The organism is Photobacterium sp. MCCC 1A19761 (genome assembly GCF_037389125.1).
Taxonomy (GTDB): Bacteria; Pseudomonadota; Gammaproteobacteria; order Enterobacterales; family Vibrionaceae; genus Photobacterium.
Genome location: NZ_JAZGTF010000007.1, coordinates 156356 through 176527, shown reverse-complemented (window position 1 = coordinate 176527; position 20172 = coordinate 156356). Strand labels below are relative to the sequence as shown.

13 protein-coding genes are annotated in these 20172 nt (G+C 55.5%); 6 read left to right on the top strand and 7 right to left on the bottom strand.

From position 1 onward, the window contains the following. Position 1 precedes the first annotated feature (1 nt). Positions 2 to 1348: an exodeoxyribonuclease VII large subunit gene (xseA, locus tag VV869_RS09980; RefSeq protein WP_337734821.1), complete on the bottom strand. Its 1347-nt coding sequence runs from the start codon at positions 1346 to 1348 to the stop codon at positions 2 to 4. A 263-nt stretch (positions 1349 to 1611) separates the two neighbouring features. Here xseA and guaB point away from each other — a divergent pair, with 263 nt between their 5' ends. Both guaB and guaA read left to right on the top strand, forming a co-directional pair. Then, complete coding sequence (gene guaB / locus VV869_RS09975) at positions 1612 to 3078, top strand: IMP dehydrogenase (protein ID WP_337734795.1); 1467 nt, start codon at positions 1612 to 1614, stop codon at positions 3076 to 3078. Between the two features lie 151 nt (positions 3079 to 3229). After that, positions 3230 to 4813 carry a glutamine-hydrolyzing GMP synthase gene (guaA, locus tag VV869_RS09970; RefSeq protein ID WP_337734794.1) on the top strand — a complete coding sequence of 528 codons (1584 nt, stop codon included), beginning with the start codon at positions 3230 to 3232 and terminating at the stop codon, positions 4811 to 4813. 160 nt (positions 4814 to 4973) lie between these two features. On the opposite strand, the gene VV869_RS09965 is transcribed toward guaA, so the two are convergent. The 3 genes from VV869_RS09965 to VV869_RS09955 form a co-directional block, all read right to left on the bottom strand. Beyond that, complete coding sequence (locus tag VV869_RS09965) at positions 4974 to 5324, bottom strand: DUF6616 family protein (RefSeq protein WP_337734793.1); 351 nt, start codon at positions 5322 to 5324, stop codon at positions 4974 to 4976. Positions 5325 to 5445: 121 nt separating this feature from the next. After that, complete coding sequence (locus VV869_RS09960) at positions 5446 to 5973, bottom strand: MarR family winged helix-turn-helix transcriptional regulator (RefSeq protein ID WP_337734792.1); 528 nt, start codon at positions 5971 to 5973, stop codon at positions 5446 to 5448. Between the two features lie 232 nt (positions 5974 to 6205). Further along, on the bottom strand, positions 6206 to 7399 hold the full coding sequence (locus VV869_RS09955; protein ID WP_337734791.1) for an ISL3 family transposase: 1194 nt from the start codon (positions 7397 to 7399) through the stop codon (positions 6206 to 6208). A gap of 333 nt (positions 7400 to 7732) precedes the next feature. On the opposite strand from VV869_RS09955, the gene VV869_RS09950 reads away from it, so the two are divergent. Both VV869_RS09950 and VV869_RS09945 read left to right on the top strand, forming a co-directional pair. After that, positions 7733 to 9292, top strand: a complete 1560-nt coding sequence (locus VV869_RS09950) for an AbgT family transporter (protein ID WP_337734790.1) — start codon at positions 7733 to 7735, stop codon at positions 9290 to 9292. Between the two features lie 337 nt (positions 9293 to 9629). Continuing rightward, on the top strand, positions 9630 to 11186 hold the full coding sequence (locus VV869_RS09945; protein ID WP_337734789.1) for an AbgT family transporter: 1557 nt from the start codon (positions 9630 to 9632) through the stop codon (positions 11184 to 11186). Positions 11187 to 11333: 147 nt separating this feature from the next. Here the strand turns inward: VV869_RS09945 and fghA are convergent, their stop codons facing one another. Next, positions 11334 to 12182, bottom strand: a complete 849-nt coding sequence (gene fghA / locus VV869_RS09940; protein WP_337734788.1) for an S-formylglutathione hydrolase — start codon at positions 12180 to 12182, stop codon at positions 11334 to 11336. A gap of 61 nt (positions 12183 to 12243) precedes the next feature. After that, positions 12244 to 13374 carry an S-(hydroxymethyl)glutathione dehydrogenase/class III alcohol dehydrogenase gene (locus VV869_RS09935; protein WP_337734787.1) on the bottom strand — a complete coding sequence of 377 codons (1131 nt, stop codon included), beginning with the start codon at positions 13372 to 13374 and terminating at the stop codon, positions 12244 to 12246. A 232-nt stretch (positions 13375 to 13606) separates the two neighbouring features. On the opposite strand from VV869_RS09935, the gene tadA reads away from it, so the two are divergent. Then, a complete protein-coding gene (gene tadA, locus VV869_RS09930; RefSeq protein WP_443147304.1) occupies positions 13607 to 14191 on the top strand; it encodes a tRNA adenosine(34) deaminase TadA in 585 nt (194 codons plus the stop codon). A 121-nt stretch (positions 14192 to 14312) separates the two neighbouring features. On the opposite strand, the gene mltF is transcribed toward tadA, so the two are convergent. Continuing rightward, positions 14313 to 15836, bottom strand: coding sequence for a membrane-bound lytic murein transglycosylase MltF (gene mltF, locus VV869_RS09925; RefSeq protein WP_337734786.1), 1524 nt, complete (start codon positions 15834 to 15836; stop codon positions 14313 to 14315). A 422-nt stretch (positions 15837 to 16258) separates the two neighbouring features. On the opposite strand from mltF, the gene purL reads away from it, so the two are divergent. Beyond that, positions 16259 to 20164, top strand: a complete 3906-nt coding sequence (purL, locus tag VV869_RS09920) for a phosphoribosylformylglycinamidine synthase (protein WP_337734785.1) — start codon at positions 16259 to 16261, stop codon at positions 20162 to 20164. Positions 20165 to 20172: the final 8 nt, after the last annotated feature.

Here is a 20172-nt window from a genome sequence, read left to right as displayed (position 1 = left end):
GTTAAGACTCACTGACCACCGAGCGGATCTCGCCATCGGCGACCCGGGTGTGAAGGCGGTCGCCGGCCTGAACCTGGCTGGTTGAGCGGATCACCTGGCCCTGGTCGTTGCGGGTGATAGAGTAACCGCGTCCGAGGGTTGCCAGCGGACTGACGGTCTCCAGTTTTTCTGCCAGCATGCTCAGGCGGTGGCCGGCATTGAGCAGGCGGCGGTCCATGGCATCATGTAACCGGCGTTGGGTTTGTTCCAGACGGCTGGCTTGTTGGGCCAGGGTTTGTGCCGGAGAGTGCAGTGCCAGCTTGTATTCGTTGCGATGAAGGTGCTGCTGGTGGTTGCTGAGCATCTGGCGCATGGCTCGCTCCATCCGGCTGGCCAGTTCGTCAAGGAGCTGTTGCTGCTGGTTGAGCTGGACCTGCGGGTGCTGGCGATCGAGTCGGTGTTGCAAGTTGATTAGCCGGGCCTGATGTGCGGTCAGATAATGGCGCAGGGCGTGACGGAGCTGTTGCTTCCGTTGGCTGATCTGCTGCGTTTGATGGGTCATATCGCGGCTGATCAGCTCAGCGGCGGCAGATGGGGTCGGGGCCCGGACATCGGCGACAAAGTCGGCGATGGTGACATCCACTTCGTGGCCAACGGCACTGACAATCGGGATCTGGCTGGCGACGATGGTGCGGGCGACGATTTCTTCGTTAAAGGCCCACAAATCCTCCAGCGAGCCGCCGCCACGCCCGACAATCAGCACATCACATTCCTGACGAGCATTGGCCCGGCCGATCGCCTGGGCAATTGAAATGGCCGCACCGTCGCCCTGAACCATCGTCGGATAGATGACCACCGGCAGACTGGGATCGCGTCGTTTCAGCACGTTGAGAATATCATGTAGGGCCGCTCCGGTTTTCGAGGTCACGATCCCGACCCGGCGTGGCTGCTCGGGCAGGGGCTTTTTGAGCGACTGGGCAAACAGTCCCTCGGCGGCCAGCGACAGCTTCAGTTGCTCAAACTGTTGCTGCAATCGACCGTCCCCTTCGGGCTGCATGCTCTCGATGATCAGCTGGTAATCCCCGCGTGGCTCGTACAGCGACAGCCGGGCTTTGACCAGCACCTGGATGCCGTTCGCCGGTTTAAACGTCACCCGGCGGTTGTTGCCGCGAAACATGGCGCATTTCACCTGGGCCCGGGAATCCTTCAGGGTAAAGTACCAGTGGCCGGAGACCGGCATCGACAGGTTGGACAATTCACCGATCAGCCAGACGACGCCCATTTCATTTTCCAGGATCAGACGAACCTGGGCATTGAGGCTGGAGACGGTATAAATGCGATCATTGGATTGGGTCTGTGGGGCGAACATCGTCACGAAGCAAGACACCTGTAATCGGAGGATGACGGTGCGGGAAAAAAGGTCGAAAAATCAACAGGCAGAATACTGGACAGATCTTGGCCGTTATTGAGAGACCGTAACACCGGAAACTTAACCGAAATATATTACAGATCAAGGAAAAATAAGCAAGAAAAAAATATAAAAAATTTCTAGCCAAACGATTGCACCCTACGTATAATTCGTTCGCAATATTTTATCCTTCTTTCCATTTCTACTTGGTGTGAGATATTGCAATGTTACGAATCAAACAAGAAGCTTTGACTTTCGATGATGTCCTGCTGGTCCCAGCTCATTCAACCGTCCTGCCGAACACTGCCGATCTGCGCACCCGTCTGACCAAAGACATTACGCTGAACATCCCGATGGTGTCGGCGTCAATGGACACGGTCACTGAAGGTCGCCTGGCCATTGCCCTGGCCCAGGAAGGCGGTATCGGTTTTATTCACAAAAACATGTCGATTGAGCAGCAGGCTCGTGAAGTCAGCATGGTGAAAAAATTCGAAGCCGGTGTGGTTTCTGAGCCGGTCACGGTCAAGCCGGACAACACGATTGAAGATGTGAAGCGCCTGACCGAAGAGAACGGCTTCGCCGGTTATCCGGTGGTCACCGACAATCACGAGCTGGTGGGCATTATTACCGGCCGTGACGTTCGCTTCGTGACTGACCTTTCCCTGAAAGTAGAAGACGTGATGACACCGAAGGGCAAGCTGGCTGCGGCCAAAGAAGGTGCTTCACGCGAAGAAGTTGAACAAATCATGCAGCAGCACCGCGTTGAGAAAGTGCTGCTGGTGAACGACAACTTCCAACTGCGCGGTATGATCACCGCCAAAGATTTCCAGAAAGCTGAACGTAAGCCGAATGCATGTAAAGATGATCGCGGTCGCCTGCGTGTCGGTGCTGCTGTTGGTGCCGGTGCCGGCAACGAAGCGCGTGTGAAAGCGCTGGTTGAAGCTGGGGTTGACGTACTGCTGATCGATTCCTCACACGGCCACTCTGAAGGGGTGCTGCAGCGTATCCGTGAAACCCGCGAAGCCTATCCTGAGCTGCCAATCGTCGGCGGTAACGTTGCTACGGCTGAAGGGGCCCGTGCCCTGATTGAAGCTGGTGTCAGCGCAGTGAAAGTCGGGATTGGCCCGGGCTCTATCTGTACCACCCGTATCGTCACCGGTGTGGGTGTTCCTCAAATCACGGCCATTGCCGATGCGGCTGCGGTTGCCAACGAATTCGGTATCCCGGTCATTGCTGACGGCGGTATTCGCTTCTCGGGCGATATGTGTAAAGCCATTGCGGCCGGTGCCTCATGTGTGATGGTTGGCTCAATGTTCGCCGGGACAGAAGAAGCACCGGGCGAAGTTGAACTGTACCAGGGCCGTGCTTATAAATCATACCGCGGCATGGGCTCACTGGGCGCGATGTCGAAAGGCTCTTCTGACCGTTATTTCCAAACTGACAATGCAGCCGACAAGCTGGTGCCGGAAGGGATTGAAGGCCGTGTAGCCTACAAAGGCCATCTGAAAGAGATCGTTCACCAGCAACTGGGTGGCCTGCGCTCCAGCATGGGTCTGACCGGTTCTGCGACCATCGAAGATCTGCGCACCAAAGCGGAATTTGTTCGCATCTCCGGTGCCGGGATGCAAGAATCTCACGTGCATGATGTGACGATTACTAAAGAAGCGCCAAACTACCGTATGGGGAACTAATCCCCTGTTTTTGGAAGCAAATGGCGTTTGGGTTAAATTTCGCCACCCGAATAGTGGGGCGGCGAAAACGTTTGCCTAAAGACAAAACTTGTATAAGATCGGGGGCGTTGTTTAGCCCCCACCTTTCAAACTGATTTGAGACAGCTCGATAATGACCACAACCACAAATATTCATGACCAACGTATCCTGATCCTGGATTTCGGTTCTCAGTACACGCAACTTATTGCCCGTCGCATTCGTGAAATCGGTGTTTACTGTGAGCTGTGGAGCTGGGATGTTGCTGAGTCGGATATCCGCGATTTTAATCCGAACGGCATTATTCTTTCTGGTGGTCCGGAGAGCGTCACGGAAGCAGGCTCCCCACGTGCGCCGCAATATGTTTTCGAAGCCGGTGTACCGGTGCTGGGTGTATGTTACGGCATGCAGACCATGGCCGAGCAATTGGGTGGCAAGGTGGCCGGTTCGACCGAGCGTGAGTTTGGTTACGCCCAGGTGAAAGTAGTTGAGCCGACTGACTTCTTCCACAACATCGAAGATGCGATTTCTGAAGACGGCAAAGGTCTGCTGGATGTCTGGATGAGCCACGGCGACAAAGTGGTTGAGATCCCGGAAGGCTTCGTGAAAGTGGCGGAAACCGAGACCTGTCCGTACGCGGCGATGGCCAATGAAGCCAAGCACTTTTACGGCGTGCAATTCCACCCGGAAGTAACCCATACCCGTCAGGGCATGCGAATCATTGAAAGCTTCGTTCTGGGGATCTGTGGCTGTCAGAAGCTGTGGACGTCTGAAAATATCATCGAAGATGCGATTGCCCGTATTAAAGAGCAAGTCGGTGACGATGAAGTGGTGCTGGGTCTGTCCGGCGGCGTGGATTCTTCTGTCGTTGCCATGCTGGTTCACCGCGCGATTGGTGACAGACTGACCTGTGTGTTTGTTGACAATGGTCTGCTGCGTCTGAACGAAGGCGAGCAGGTGATGGAAATGTTCGGTGACCACTTCGGCCTGAATATCGTGCACGTGAAAGCGGAAGAGCGCTTCCTGTCTGCGCTGGAAGGTGTGGATGAGCCGGAAGCCAAGCGGAAGATCATCGGCCGTGTGTTTGTTGAAGTCTTCGATGAAGAAGCCGGCAAACTGCAAAATGCCAAATGGCTGGCGCAGGGCACTATCTATCCGGATGTGATTGAGTCTGCCGCTTCGAAAACCGGTAAAGCACACGTGATCAAGTCACACCACAACGTGGGTGGCCTGCCGGAAGAAATGGAGATGGGTCTGGTTGAGCCGCTGAAAGAGCTGTTCAAAGACGAAGTCCGTAAGATCGGTCTGGAGCTGGGCCTGCCGTACAACATGCTGTACCGCCACCCGTTCCCGGGTCCAGGTCTGGGTGTTCGCGTGCTGGGCGAAGTGAAGAAAGAGTACTGTGATCTGCTGCGCCGTGCTGATGCTATCTTTATCGAAGAGCTGCACAAAGCCGATCTGTATAACAAGGTTTCTCAAGCGTTCACCGTCTTCCTGCCGGTTCGCTCGGTTGGCGTGATGGGCGATGGCCGCAAATATGACTGGGTCGTTTCCCTGCGTGCGGTTGAGACGATTGATTTCATGACCGCGCACTGGGCGCACCTGCCGTACGACTTCCTGGGTAAGGTTTCAAACCGTATCATCAACGAAGTCGATGGCATTTCCCGTGTGGTTTACGATGTATCCGGCAAGCCGCCGGCCACGATTGAGTGGGAATAATTCCTTACTCGTTTAACGCGGACGTTGATCTGCAATAAATGATAAAAAAGCCCATGTTCTCATGGGCTTTTTTGTTTTTTGAGGTTAAGAGACGGACGCCATCTACGCGGGTCAGAGACGAAGCCCTTCGGTTGCTGCGATGGCGCTTGAATGGCTCCCGTCAGTCACTGTGGTTCAGTGCGGCAAGTTGTGAAAGATGGCCATTCAAATCATCTCCCGCGCCTGATGCATTGATCGTTTCGAAATAATCATGCCACCCCGATGTGGCGATGCCGGAGATCAGGGCGTCTATCGCCGCTTCGTCAGGTGCTTGCCAGATGGCGAAAAATTGCTGGGATGCGGCATGCAGTTTTGTAGCATTGGTTTCGCCTAAGGCGATGGCTTCCACGCCAAGCGCTGAGAGCTCGGACATGCCTGCGCCGACGGCCGCAAAAAACTGACGGCGGGCGTCCAGGTCAAGTGCCAGCCAGGCGGGTTTCGGCGTGTAGAGTTCGGTTAGATAATGGGTCATGTGGGGTTCCTTTTACATGTTGACGGTGAATGGTTCGTCGCGTGCGTTTACAGATGTTGGCCGTTGCCGGTCTCGGATTTCCTGTCGAGCTGTGTGAGCAGAGGCTCTGCCATTGTACTCATCAACGTTCACCCGTAGCGGCACTGCGCTTCTCTTCTTGCATTTCGAGGTTTGTCCAGGCGCGTTTGAGCAGGGTACTGAGCGCCTCACATTCCTGCGGGTCAAATCCTGCGAACAGGGCGCTGATCCATTGGTTATGTTCGCTGAACAGGCGTCGCGCCATGGCCAGACCTTGAGCGGTCAGTTGTACCGAGACCCTGCGCCGATCTTTGGGATCCAGATGGCGTTCGAGATAGCCGTCGCGCTGTAGTCCGTCGAGCAGCCCTGTCACTGTGGCGCGTGTGACGCCGGCCTGTTTGGCCAGCTCATGCGGTGCCAGCCCTTCCGACACGTCCCGGAGCAAAAACAGCAGCACGAACTTCCCTTCTGAAAGGCGGTGGGGGGCCAGCCGAGCGGCGCAAGCCCGGTCAATGGCTGATGCCAGCGTCAAAACCTCGAAACACATTCGCATATTCTCGATGCCGGTTTGCCCGCAACGTTCCGCTTCATCCAGGAGGGCGAGGTGCTTCTGCTCCAGAGTCATCATCATAAAATGGCCTATAAAAATAGTATGGTGCCATACTATATGGCGACTAATTATGAGTCAAGATGCGCAATGATTGATTTGATTCGTATCTGGTTGGCGGTGATGGGATCAAGGACGGTTCGAGCGTTGATTGAACGCAGGGCTGGTTTCGCGGCGTGTTGCGTTTGAATCACCTTCGCGCGGCGGGACACATCCATGTGATCAAAAAGACACTTTCGAGTGTCTTTTTTGTGGTTCATCTCGGATCTCCGGGGAAGACGGATCGAATTTTCAGAAAGAAGTAATCAGTATCTCGATAGCCATAAGCCATTCGCTTCATTACTTTGATCCTGTTGTTCATTCCTTCCAGGCGACAAGTATGAAGCGCATGTACCGCAGAGGAAGTTATTCCAGACCGATACTTTTTAAGCTTTTGGGCAAACTGGATGAGCGGTTGAACACCGCTCTCCATGACCTGTCGCCACCAGACTCCCCACAGTCTCTGGCTTTCCTTTTCAGTGCGGCAATACCAAAGTTCCTTCAGTTGCTCTTTCATTAAGTAGGCCACCATTAAGTCTTTGTTCGCGGCGAGCAATTCTTCCAGATATCCTACTTGCTTATCATTCAGGTTGTTTCGGTTTTTCAGCAACACCCACCGCCCCCGCTTGACCCGACGACGAGCAGGTTTGTCGTGCTTAAGTTGGTTAGCGCAGTCAACCCGCACACGGTCAATCACCTCCCGGCCATACTTGGCAACAACATGGAATAAGTCATAAACAACCATGGCTTTAGGACAATGCGCTTGTACTTCTAAATCAAACGCTGTGTTCATATCCATTGCAACGGCTTCAATCTGCTTGCAGTGGTCACCCAACTTTTCAAAAAACGGGCGGATGGATTCTCGGCTGCGCCCTTCGTTAATCCAGAGAACTTGGTGTGTATCGGCATCAGCGATGACCGTGGCGTAGCGGTGCCCTTTGAACAGTGCAAATTCATCCATAACCAGGCGCTTTACTTTGCTCCAGTCTGGCTCTTTGACCTCTCGTGCCAAACGCCTCTTATCGATGTTTTTGATGGTCGTCCAGTGGAGCTTCACCAGTTCAGAAATATGTTTGATGGGAAGCTTGGTGAGCAGCTTTTCGACAAAGCGGACTAAACGGGTTGTTTGCCTAGAGTAAGGCTCAAGCCAAGTGATTTGTTCAGTCAGGATGCCACACTGAGGACACCGTAATCTCCTCACTGGAACCTTCAGGGTTACAGCATAGTCCATAATGTTTCTGTCCGAGATTGTCCGGATGGAAGTATCATGCACTTCAGCAGAAATTGAGCCGCACTGGCATCTTGGGTGGCTGGTTGGAGACAAGTGAATGGTCAGGGAATTGCTATGCTGCTCAATTTTAGCAGGTGTAAATCCTTCCCAAAGAGGGAAAGGTAATGTAGTGTTCAGCATGTAAAAACGGTTGGTTGTTATAGTGTTTTTTGGCGATTACACAATAACGTATCCAACCGTTTTTCGTATCTGTTACCCGCTAATCCGAGATGAACCTTTTTTGTTTGGTATTTGTGATTACCATTGATGCATATTGTTGGCTTGATGTTTTGTTTTAATATCATTTTACAAAATTTATTCTTGTGTGATATCGGTTATTGAGTTGAAAGTACGTTTTTGATATTGATGTTCGATACAATTTTCCAATCAGGTTTTTCCGGCCTGATCCGAGCGGCCATAAAACGATAAACAGAGCGCCGCGACAACCAACATCACACTTACCATGGAGCTCCCATGAGTCATCAAGCTGTCAATCACACGTCTGAAGCGCCGTCAGGGGCGATGAATAAATTCCTGAACTTCATTGAACGGGCAGGGAACAAGATCCCGGATCCGGCGCTGCTGTTTTTCTGGGCGTTGCTGCTCGTCTGGGCTTTGTCCGCCCTCCTTTCCCTGTTCGAATTCGGACTGATCCATCCTGTCACCGGACAAGCCATTGAAATTAATAACCTGCTCACCGGCCAGTCACTGGCTGAGTTTCTGGCCGGCATGGTGAAAACCTTTACCGGGTTTGCGCCGCTGGGCATTGTGCTGGTCGCGATGCTGGGGGTTGGGGTTGCAGAAGCGTCTGGCTTTATCAATACCGGCCTGAAGAAAATGCTGAATTTCACACCGGCCAAGTTGCTGACACCGATGCTGATCCTGGTCGCTATTGTGTCGCATACCGCGGCCGATGCCGGTTATGTGCTGGTGATCCCGCTGGGGGGGATCATCTTCCATGCTGCCGGTCGCCATCCCCTGGCCGGGATTGCGGCAGCGTTTGCCGGGGTGTCCGGCGGTTTTTCTGCGAACTTTATTCCATCCGGAATTGACCCGCTGCTGGCCGGTTTTACCCAGTCGGCGGCCCAGATCCTGGATCCGGCTTATATCGTTAACCCGTTGGCGAACCTGATGTTCACCGGACTTTCTTCCATTGTGGTGGTCAGTATCGGCTGGTATGTGACGGAAAAAATCATTGAGCCGCGCCTGAGCAAGACCGCGATTGATGAGGATGCTGAAGAAGCGCCGGATCTGGGCTCTTTTACGGCGATTGAATCGAAAGCCTTTAACCGTGCCGGTTGGGCGATGGTGCTGGGCATTGTGGCCTTGATTGCTGCGGTGTTCCCGGAGTCTTCACCATTACGTTCGCCTCAAGGCGAGATCACCGCGTTCGCGGCACCGCTGATGCAGTCCATTGTGCCGCTGATCTTTATTCTGTTTGTGATCCCGGGTGTGGTGTATGGCCGGGTGTCCGGGACCTTCAAGTCCAGTGACGACATTATCAAAGCCATGTCGAGCACTATGGGGACCATGGGCGGCTACATCGTAATGGCTTTCTTCTGTGCTCAGTTCCTGGCAGCCTTCAGTCAGTCCAACCTGGGTACCTTGCTGGCGTTGTCGGGCGCTGACTTGCTGAAAGCGATGAACCTGCCGGGCCAGGTGACCATTGTCGGGATGATTCTGTTGACCGCTTTTGTCAACCTGCTGGTGGGCTCGGCTTCGGCGAAGTGGGCCCTGATTGGTCCGATCCTGGTACCGATGCTGATGGCGGTCGGGATTTCACCTGAGTTGACGCAGGCGGCGTACCGGGTCGGGGATTCGGTGTCGAATATTATTTCGCCGCTGATGGTGTTCTTCCCGCTGGTGGTGGTTTATATGCAGCGCTACGTGAAGAGTGCCGGGATTGGCACCCTGGCATCGCTGATGATGCCGTACTCCATTGCGCTGCTGATTGGTTGGACCTTGTTCCTGCTGGCCTACTGGGCGTTGGGGATCCCACTGGGTATCCAGGCACCTTACACCTATCAGCTGTAATTTGACCATTTGTTCATCATGGGCCCTGCACTGCAGGGCCTTTTTTGATCCGGAGACTGGGGAGTCGGGGAAAGTGATAATTCCAATATGGAATATTGTTTTATATTCGTTGTTGAGATTAATTCACTAAAGAGTTTTGTATTAATAAATTTGTAAATTTTAGTGATCTTTTGTGGTGATATTTGTGAATCTTGATTAATATGACCGTCTTGTCATATTAGATTGGATTTAAAGTCTGATTTTGCTGATTTGTCACCAGTTAAACTATTGAATTAATCCTCTATCTCTGGTGTTAAATGAAGCATAAACTCAATCGAAGTAGTAAGGATGTACGATTATGAGTGATACCATGGCTTCACCACCGTCCCAATCGGGCGTGATTGGATTCATTGAACGCGTCGGAAAAAAAATTCCGGATCCGGTCATTATCTTCATGTCTCTGTTGGTGTTCTGTCTGGCGCTGACCGGGCTGATCGGTGGTCTTCAGTTTGAAACCACAGGGGCCGACGGGAATGCGGTCACCCACACCATTAAAAATATGCTGGCGACGGAAAATGTCCGTTGGATGTTCGATAATGCGCTGCTGACCAACTGGCTGTCATTCGGACGCGGCGTGCTGGGCGTGATCCTGATTGTGATGGTCGGGGTCGGGATTGCCGAGCATTCCGGTCTGCTGTCGACCGTCATCAAGAAAGTTGGCCTGCGGATCAACGACCGCTGGCTGCCGCTTTTGGTGGTGTTCCTTGGGATTATGAGCTCCATTGCCAGCGATGCTGGTTACCTGATCCTGATCCCGTTGGCCGGTCTGCTGTATGCCGGATTGGGCAAGAACCCGCTGATCGGGATGGCCGCTGCTTTTGCCGGTGTCTCGGCAGGCTTCTCGGCTAACCTGATCCCGGCCACGCCATCGGATGTGATTCTTGGGGTGAACGCCCGTATTTTTGCCGAATCTCAGGGGATCCCGTTTGTCACCGCCAGTGGCGATCCGATCAACCCGGCGACCATGCACTATTTCTTCATTGCCACGTCGACCTTCCTGTTGGCGGGTCTGGGGGCCTGGGTCACCGTGCGTTTCGTGACGCCGCGTCTGGAAAAGATGTCGTATCAGATCCCGGAAGATCTCAACCTGGATGACTTCCAGGTGACTGAAGCCGAAAACAAAGGCCTGCGTGCCGCCGGGATTGGCCTGATCCTGGCGCTGGGTGCAGTGGCGGCGCTGGCCATGGGACCGCTCGCGACCTATACCAATGACGCCGGCCGGGAAGTGACCCCTTACCTGGAGAATGTGATCCTGCTGATTGCGATGGTGTTTGCCACGATTGGGATCTTCTTCGGGGTGGCTACAGGCAAGTTCAAGTCGATGCAGGATGTCGTATCGGCGATGGTGAAGCAGATGAACACCATGGGTTATATCCTGGTGCTGACCTTCTTCTCATATAACTTCCTGGCGCTGTTAAGTTTCTCCGGTCTGGGCACGTACGTGACCTACCTGGGCGCGTCTTTCCTGGCTTCACTGGGCCTGCAGGACTTCCCGATTCTGCTGATTCTGGGCTTTATCCTGACTACGGCGGTGATCAACCTGTTTGTTGGTGGCCTGACATCGAAGTGGATGCTGCTGGGTCCGATTTTTGTGCCGATGTTGTACCAGGTGAACCCGGATATGACGCCGGATATGGTCACCGCGGCATACCGTGTTGCCGACTCCTCGACCAACATCATCACGCCGATGATGAGCTACGCCGGGGTGGTGCTGGCCTTCATGCGTAAATATAAGCCTGAACTGTCGTTTGGCGATGTGATCGCTATGATGGTGCCTTACTCGATGGCCTTCCTGGTGGTTTGGTCAGCGGTGCTGGTGGGCTTCTTTACTTTCGGTATTCCGTTGGGTTTCTAATTCGAACGGCAATGCATTCGCAGCCCGGCCTTGTGCCGGGCTGTTTGTTTTCAGACGCTGTCTTTCGGGGCACATGCTCAGAAGCCAGAAGCCAGAAGCCAGAAGCCAGAAGCCAGAAGCCAGAAGCCAGAAACTGGCGTGTTGCGATCAATTCGCTCTAAAGTGCCCGGCATGGAAGCGTAGGTGGTCTTCGATGAAGCTGGCGATGAAGTAATAGCTGTGGTCATAGCCGGTCTGCATACGCAGCTCCAGCGGATACCGACCTTGTTTGGCGGCATGCTGCAGGGCTTCGGGGTTCAGCTGCTCGTTGAGGAACGGGTCCTGATCGCCTTGATCCACCAGTGCCGGTATCGCGTCGGTGGCTTGTTTCATCAGCTCGCAACTGTCGTACTGGGCCCACTGCGATTGGTCATCGCCCAGATACCCGGTGAAGGCTTTTTGCCCCCATGGACAATTCATTGGGTGGCTGATCGGGCTGAAGGCAGACACCGAGCTGTAGCGGGTCGGATTGCGCAGGCTGATCATCAGTGCGCCGTGGCCGCCCATGGAGTGGCCGCAAATCGCCCGTTGCGTACTGACTGGGAAATTGGCCTCGATCAGGGCCGGCAGCTCCTGAACCACATAGTCGTACATGCGGTAGTGGCGGTTCCACGGCGGTTGAGTGGCGTTGACATAAAAACCGGCCCCGAGGCCGAAATCATAGCTGCCGTCCGGATCGTCTGCCACCTCGTCGCCGCGCGGGCTGGTATCCGGCGCGACGATGGCAATCCCCAGCTCGGCGGCAATGCGATGCGCCCCGGCTTTTTGCATAAAGTTCTCGTCGGTACAGGTCAGGCCCGAAAGCCAGTAGACCACCGGTACCTTGGTTCCGGTCGCGACCTGTGGCGGCAGGTAGATAGCAAAGCGCATCTCACAGTTGAGGGTGTCAGCGCGGTGGGTATATTGCTTGTGCCAGCCGCCGAAGCTTTTGTTGGCACTGATATTTTCAATCGTCATTCGTGATGGGCTCTCGCGTGTGCACCACAGCGTTGCCGGGGCAGCGCTGTGGTGGTGAAGATTATTTGGCGTAGTGGATCACACTGCGGATACTCTTGCCTTCATGCATCAGGTCAAACGCGTCATTGATGTCTTCCAGCGCCATGGTGTGGGTGATGAAATCATCCAGCTTGAATTTCCCTGCCATGTAGTCTTCCACAATGCCAGGCAGCTCAGAGCGCCCTTTGACGCCGCCAAACGCAGAGCCACGCCAAACGCGGCCGGTGACCAGCTGGAACGGACGGGTCGAAATTTCCTGTCCGGCGCCAGCGACTCCGATGATCACCGACTCTCCCCAGCCTTTGTGGCAGCACTCGAGTGCTGAGCGCATCACGTTGACGTTGCCGATACACTCGAACGAGAAATCCACCCCGCCATCGGTCATCTCGATAATCACCTCTTGGATCGGCTTGTCGTAATCGTTCGGATTGATGCAGTCGGTCGCGCCCAGCTTTTTCGCCAGCGTAAACTTGTCTTCGTTGATGTCGACCCCGATGATCCGGCTGGCTCCGGCCATGGCAGCGCCGATAATCGCCGACAGGCCGATCCCGCCCAGACCGAAGATGGCGACGGTATCACCGGCCTGAACCTTGGCGGTTTTCAGCACCGCGCCCATCCCGGTGGTGACCCCGCAGCCGAGCAGGCAGACTTCTTCCAGCGGTGCATCTTTGTTGACCTTGGCCAGCGAGATCTCCGGCAGGACTGTGTATTCCGAGAACGTCGAACAGCCCATGTAGTGGTAAATCGGCTGACCGTCTTTGTAGAAGCGGGTGGTGCCGTCCGGCATCAGGCCCTTGCCCTGGGTTTCGCGGATTTTCTGGCACAGGTTGGTTTTGCCGGATCGGCAGAACTTACACTCGCCGCATTCCGGTGTGTACAGCGGGATCACATGATCACCGACCTGAACACTGGTCACCCCTTCGCCGACCTGTTCGACAATCCCGCCGCCTTCATGGCCGAGGATGGCCGGGAAAATGCCTTCCGGATCGTCACCGGACAAGGTAAAGGCATCGGTGTGGCAGACCCCGGTGGCGACGATACGGACCAACACCTCACCGGCTTTCGGCAGCATGACATCGACTTCTTCAATCGAGAGGGGCTGGTTTGGTCCCCAGGCAATAGCGGCTTTGGATTTGATAAAGGATTCAGACATGGTTTCCCTCTTGGACTTGGCGGGGCGGACCCCGGATTGGCTCCTGATGCTGCTATAACAGTAGGAGACTTTATAGAAAGGGAAAAAGGGTGCTGGCCTTTTCCCTGGCTGATTGTGATGGACTTAGTATATTTATTTCGTTCAGGTTGATAATTGCCATATATTGAAAATAACTTTTACTCATGAGCAATAATTGGAGTGGTGCTTGGTGGTCCGGGGGATTGGCTCTATAATGCGCGGCCTGATTGAAAGCCGCGACTACGGGAAGAACGACGCCGTGACTGAGCAAAGCCAAGATGAACTGTTTATGCGCCGGGCGATGGCGTTGGCGGCAAATGCCGAAGCCGAAGGCGAGGTGCCGGTAGGGGCTGTGGTGGTCCACAACGGCCAGGTGATTGGCGAAGGCTGGAACCGCTCGATCGGCCAGCACGATGCAACGGCCCATGCCGAGATCATGGCGCTGCGCCAGGCCGGGCAGGCGTTGCAAAATTATCGTCTGATCGATACCACGCTGTATGTCACCCTGGAGCCTTGTCCGATGTGTGCCGGTGCTATGGTGCACAGCCGGGTGGGCAAAGTCATTTATGGGGCCAGCGATCCGAAAACGGGCGCTGCCGGCAGTATCATGAACCTGTTGAGCTATGACGAAGTCAACCACCATGTTGCTTACGAGGTCGGTGTGTTGGAAGCCGAATGCCGGGCCCAGTTGCAGGCCTTTTTTAAGCGCCGCCGGGCAGAGAAGAAAGCTGAAAAGAAAGCCAGGCAAGCAGCCGAGGCCCTGAAACCTGCTCAGGACTTAAAACCAATGGATGGCTAGTGTTGCCTGATGTTTGACGGCAGGCTGCTGCCGACAAGGGACAGAATATAGAAACAAATCAGCCCTGCAAATGCAGGGCTGAACGTTTTGGATTGATAGCCCCAATTGGGACTGATCAATTTTAATTGCTGGCCGTTCGGGTCGGTTTGGCAGCTTTGGCTGCTTCCTCAATGGCCTCAGGTTTCACCAGCGGCGTTTCCGGTGGCGTAATGGTGTGCAGGCCATCGACTTCGGCGATTTGCTCTTTCTGAAGCTGCTGCCGGTGTGCCTGCTCATAGCCCATGATGCTCTGGTAGTAGCGGCGGATATTTTCCACGTAATTGAGCGCTTCATCTCCGCGGGCATAGCCATAGCGCGTCTGCTGGTAGTACTTACGCTGACGCAGCATCGGCAGGCGTTGTTTCACATCACTCCAGGCATCCGGATCACCGCCTTGTTTCTTGGTCAGGCGGCGGGCATCCATCAGGTGACCAAACCCGACATTGTAGGAGGCGAGGGCAAACCAGACTTTCTCATGCCCTTCGACGCTGTCTGGGATCCGGTTGATCATCTTGCGCAGGTACTGCACCCCACCCCGAACACTTTGCTCCGGATCCAGACGGTTGGTCACCCCGACTGATTTCGCCGTCGGCAAGGTCAGCATCATCATCCCGCGAACCCCGGTCGGTGAGACCGCTCTCGGGTTCCAGTGCGACTCCTGATAGGAAAGCGCAGCGATCAAACGCCAGTCCAGGTCTTCGGAATATTTCTTGAACAGGCTTTCCCAGCGCGGCAGTTTATTCTCAATGGCACGCAGGAAGGCGCGGGTGTCGACATAATCAAAGGTGGCGACATGGCCGAAGTATTTCTCTTCCAGTTTGGCCAGCTCGCCGCTCTGCTTTAGCTCACCGAAAAATTCGATCAGCAGCGCATACAGGCTGTCGTCGGCTGCCCGGTTGAGGAACCAGGCAATGGGCTCATCTTCAGTGAGCTCCAGTGCCGTGGCAATATCGGGGTGGATGCGCTGGCTGAGCGCGACATCGACCGAGTCCGCCAGGGTGTAGTCCAGTTCGCCGGTCGCCACTAGGCGCAGCAGCTCGTCGCTGTCGGTTTCGGCTTGTGCTTCCCAGGTCAGGTTCGGGTGCAGGACTTTTAAGGTTTCCAGGCTGCGTTCGTGGCTTGAGCCTTTCACGACCACAAGTTTGCCTTTGTTTTCGGCTAAATCTTCAATGCTGCGCGGGCGCCACTGGCCTTTCTTATAGACCACAATCTGGCTGGCATAGTAGTACGCGGGCGCGGCTCGGAACTCCGCCAGACGCTCTTTGGTCATGGTCAGGCCGGCGGCCACGAGATCGACATCGCCGCGTTTGAGCGTCGGAAAAAGTCCGGAGAGGGTAAACATCGGCTGCATTTCCAGCTTGACGCCCAGTTTGTCGGCGAAGCGCTGCGCCAACTCATAGTCGAGCCCGGTCGGACCTTCGTTGCCGATAAAGTAAGACAACTGGTTATTCAGGGTACCCACGCGCAGGACGCCGCTGTCGCGGATCCGCTCAAGGTCGCTTTTCTCCGGGGCTTCGAGCCAGTTGCAGCCGCTGAGCAGCGTCAGGCTGAGCACCGCAGCCAGCAACAGGCGCAGGCGTTGGGGAAGTAGAATGTTGTTCAACAATACATGCTCATCGTTTTTATTTGACGTTCTTTATACCAAAGCTCTGGAAGTCCGCAAAGCCACGACGCGCCTTAACCCGTAACAGCTTGTTATTCTGATATGTGCGTTCAGGCATATGGGTTGGTGTCATTTTGAACCTCCGGGTCAGAAACGGGCAGGATAAAAGCAGCTTACGCGACAATTCCGGGGCTGGGACCCGAGAATTGTCGCGGATTGAAAAAAAAACGCGCAAACGGTTGCGTCAGGTGTTACGTCACAAAAAAATTTCCCTTATACTACGCCCCATCGCGTGCTTCTTCGTGGCCTGGATGCCTCGGAATGTGCTGGAAAACGAGGTGGCATTGACGTAATTGTCCCGGCTTTGACCGGGGGATTAGGCCAATATCACCTTCATTCAACTGCTAATCGAGAGACGTACGCACATGGAAATTTTGCGTGGTTCACCCGCACTGTCTGAGTTTCGCGTTCAAAAGCTGCTAGAGCGCTGCCGCGAATTGGAGCTGCCTGTGTCAGGCATTTACGCTGAGTTCATGCATTTTGCTGATCTGTCAGCGCCGCTGAGCAAGGACGAGCAAGACAAGCTGGCTAGCCTGTTAACCTACGGTCCGACGATTGCAGAGCATGAGCCGTCCGGCCTGTTGCTTCTGGTCACCCCGCGTCCGGGGACGATCTCTCCCTGGTCTTCCAAATCTACCGACATCGCCCGTAACTGTGCCCTGACTCAGGTCAAACGCCTGGAGCGCGGGACAGCGTATTACATCGAGACCACGGCTGCCCTCACCGACGCTCAACTTGTTGAGCTGAAAGGTCTGATCCATGATCGCATGATGGAAGTCGTGTTTACCGAGTTGAACGCTGCAGCGGCCCTGTTTACTCAGGCTGAGCCGGCACCGGTGAAGAGTGTGGATATTCTGGCGGGTGGTCGTCAGGCACTGGCAGAGGCGAATGTGGCGTTGGGTCTGGCGCTGGCGGAAGATGAAATTGATTACCTGGTGGAGAACTTCACCAAACTGGGCCGTAACCCGAACGACATCGAGCTGATGATGTTTGCCCAGGCGAACTCTGAGCACTGCCGTCATAAGATCTTCAATGCCGATTGGACGATTGACGGGGTGGAGCAGGAGAAGTCGCTGTTCAAGATGATCAAGAACACCTATGAGCTGCACAGCGACTACGTGCTGTCTGCTTATAAAGATAATGCTGCGGTGATGACCGGCTCCAAAGTGGGTCGCTTCTTCCCGGATCCGGCCTCGCGCCAGTACAACTATCACCAGGAAGATGCTCATATCCTGATGAAGGTGGAAACCCACAACCACCCAACCGCGATTTCGCCTTGGCCGGGCGCATCAACCGGCTCAGGCGGTGAGATCCGTGACGAAGGCGCCACCGGGATCGGCGGCAAGCCGAAAGCCGGTCTGGTTGGCTTTACGGTGTCGAACCTGCGGATTCCGAACTTCGAGCAGCCTTGGGAAAGTGATTTCGGCAAACCGGGCCGGATCGTCAACGCGCTGGATATTATGCTGGAAGGCCCGCTGGGCGGTGCGGCATTTAACAACGAATTCGGTCGTCCGAACCTGTTGGGTTACTTCCGGACTTACGAAGAGAAAGTCACCTCTCATAACGGTGAAGAGATCCGCGGCTACCACAAGCCGATCATGATTGCCGGCGGGATGGGCAACATCCGTGACGAGCATGTTCAGAAAAAAGAAATCCCGGTCGGCGCCAAGCTGATTGTGCTGGGCGGTCCGGCAATGAACATTGGCCTCGGTGGCGGTGCGGCTTCTTCGATGGCCTCCGGTCAGTCGGCAGAAGATCTCGACTTTGCTTCGGTGCAGCGCGAAAACCCGGAAATGGAGCGTCGCTGTCAGGAAGTGATCGACCGCTGCTGGCAGATGGGCGAAGCTAACCCAATCGCCTTCATCCACGATGTGGGCGCGGGCGGGATTTCCAATGCCCTGCCGGAGCTGGTGGATGATGGTGAGCGCGGCGGCAAATTCCAGCTGCGTGATGTGCCAAATGATGAGCCGGGCATGAGCCCGCTGGAGATCTGGTGTAACGAATCGCAAGAGCGTTATGTACTGGCGGTTGCGCCGGAGCATATGGACATCTTCGATGCGATTTGTCAGCGCGAGCGTGCGCCGTATGCCGTGGTGGGTGAAGCCACTGAAGAGCGTCATCTGACGCTGGAAGACAGCCATTTCGACAATACGCCAATCGATATGCCGATGGATATCCTGCTCGGCAAGCCGCCGAAGATGCACCGGGATGTGACCTCGCAGAAAGCCGAAGGTCAGGCGATTGATCGTAGCGGTATTGCGCTGGAAGAAGCCACCCACCGCGTATTGCGTCTGCCGGCCGTTGCCGAGAAGACCTTCCTGATCACCATCGGTGACCGCACCGTGACCGGTCTGGTTGCCCGTGATCAGATGGTCGGTCCATGGCAGGTGCCGGTCGCCAACTGTGCGGTCACGGCAGCAAGCTACGACACCTACCACGGTGAAGCCATGTCGATGGGTGAGCGGACACCGGTTGCGTTGCTGGACTTTGCCGCGTCGGCCCGTCTGGCGGTCGGTGAAGCGATCACCAACATCGCCAGTGCCGATATCGGCGATCTGAAACGCATCAAGCTGTCGGCCAACTGGATGTCACCAGCCGGTCACCCGGGTGAAGACGCCGGTCTGTATGAAGCGGTGAAAGCCGTTGGTGAAGAGCTGTGTCCGGCGCTGGGCCTGACCATTCCGGTCGGCAAAGACTCGATGTCGATGAAGACCCAGTGGGAAGAGAACGGCGAAACCAAAGAGGTGACGTCACCGCTGTCGCTGGTCATCACCGCGTTTGGTCGCGTTGAAGATGTCCGCAAGACGGTGACTCCGCAACTGCGCACGGACAAAGGCGAATCAAGCCTGCTGCTGATTGACCTCGGCTGCGGTCAGAACCGCCTGGGCGCAACAGCCCTGGCACAAGTGTACAAGCAACTGGGCGACAAGCCGGCGGATGTCGATAGCCCTGAACTGCTGAAAGGCTTCTTCCACGCGGTGCAGGCGCTGATCCGCGATGAGAAACTGCTGGCCTACCATGACCGCGGTGACGGCGGCCTGTATGTGACGCTGGCCGAGATGGCCTTTGCCGGTCATACCGGGGTGGAAGTTGATTTGAACACCACCGACGGCGATGCTTGTGATGATGTCCTGGCAACCCTGTTCAACGAAGAGCTGGGCGCGGTGATCCAGGTCCGGACCGAAGATCTGGATGCGGTGCAGTCGGTGCTGGCGACCCACGGCCTGGAGGCGTGCAGCCATGTGATTGGCACTGTGGTGGACGAAGATGTGCTGCGGATCTGGAACGGCAATGACCGCGTGCTGGAGCAAAGTCGCACAGAGCTGCGCACCATCTGGGCGGAAACCACCTACCAGATGCAGGCGATGCGTGACAATCCGGCGGGTGCGTTGCAGGAATTCGAAGCCAAGCAGGATGCAGCCGATCCGGGTCTGAACACCAAGCTGAGCTTCAATCTGGACGAAGATGTGGCCGCGCCGTTTATTGCAACCGGAGCCCGTCCGCAGATGGCCATCCTGCGTGAGCAGGGCGTGAACTCGCATGTTGAAATGGCAGCAGCATTTGACCGTGCCGGCTTTGATGCCCGTGATGTCCACATGAGCGATATTCTCTCCGGTCGTGTGGCGCTGGATGGCTTTAACGGCCTGGTGGCCTGTGGCGGCTTCTCGTACGGGGACGTGCTGGGTGCCGGTGAAGGCTGGGCGAAGTCGATTCTGTTCAACAGCATGGCGCGTGAGCAGTTCGAGCGTTTCTTCCATCGCAACGACACCTTCGCTCTGGGCGTGTGTAACGGCTGTCAGATGATGTCGAACCTGCGCGAGCTGATCCCGGGTGCTGATCTGTGGCCACGCTTCGTGCGTAATGAATCCGAGCGTTTTGAAGCACGCTTCAGCCTGGTGGAAGTGCAGCAGAGCGACTCGCTGTTCTTCAACGGCATGGCTGGTTCGCGGATGCCGATTGCGGTTTCGCACGGAGAAGGTCGCGTGGAGGTTCGCGACGGCGCGCACCTGAATGCGATTGAACAATCCGGCACGGTGGCCCTGCGTTACCTGGATAACTACGGCAACGTCACTCAGAACTACCCGGCGAACCCGAACGGCTCTCCGAATGGGATCACCGGCCTGACCACTCAGGACGGCCGCGTCACCATCATGATGCCGCACCCGGAGCGGGTATTCCGCACCGTGGCGAACTCCTGGCATCCGGATGACTGGAATGAGAACAGCCCGTGGATGCGGATGTTCCGCAACGCCCGGGTGAACCTGGGTTAATTCTCGCT

Bases quoted from the DNA above. Each gene is read 5' to 3' on its own strand.
- VV869_RS09950 (WP_337734790.1), top strand. From the start codon at position 7,733: ATGAGTCATCAAGCTGTCAATCACACGTCTGAAGCGCCGTCAGGGGCG.
- purL (WP_337734785.1), top strand. From the start codon at position 16,259: ATGGAAATTTTGCGTGGTTCACCCGCACTGTCTGAGTTTCGCGTTCAA.
- VV869_RS09960 (WP_337734792.1), bottom strand. From the start codon at position 5,973: ATGATGATGACTCTGGAGCAGAAGCACCTCGCCCTCCTGGATGAAGCG.
- tadA (WP_443147304.1), top strand. From the start codon at position 13,607: ATGCGCGGCCTGATTGAAAGCCGCGACTACGGGAAGAACGACGCCGTG.
- guaB (WP_337734795.1), top strand. From the start codon at position 1,612: ATGTTACGAATCAAACAAGAAGCTTTGACTTTCGATGATGTCCTGCTG.
- fghA (WP_337734788.1), bottom strand. From the start codon at position 12,182: ATGACGATTGAAAATATCAGTGCCAACAAAAGCTTCGGCGGCTGGCAC.
- guaA (WP_337734794.1), top strand. From the start codon at position 3,230: ATGACCACAACCACAAATATTCATGACCAACGTATCCTGATCCTGGAT.
- VV869_RS09965 (WP_337734793.1), bottom strand. From the start codon at position 5,324: ATGACCCATTATCTAACCGAACTCTACACGCCGAAACCCGCCTGGCTG.
- xseA (WP_337734821.1), bottom strand. From the start codon at position 1,348: ATGTTCGCCCCACAGACCCAATCCAATGATCGCATTTATACCGTCTCC.
- VV869_RS09945 (WP_337734789.1), top strand. From the start codon at position 9,630: ATGAGTGATACCATGGCTTCACCACCGTCCCAATCGGGCGTGATTGGA.
- VV869_RS09935 (WP_337734787.1), bottom strand. From the start codon at position 13,374: ATGTCTGAATCCTTTATCAAATCCAAAGCCGCTATTGCCTGGGGACCA.
- VV869_RS09955 (WP_337734791.1), bottom strand. From the start codon at position 7,399: ATGCTGAACACTACATTACCTTTCCCTCTTTGGGAAGGATTTACACCT.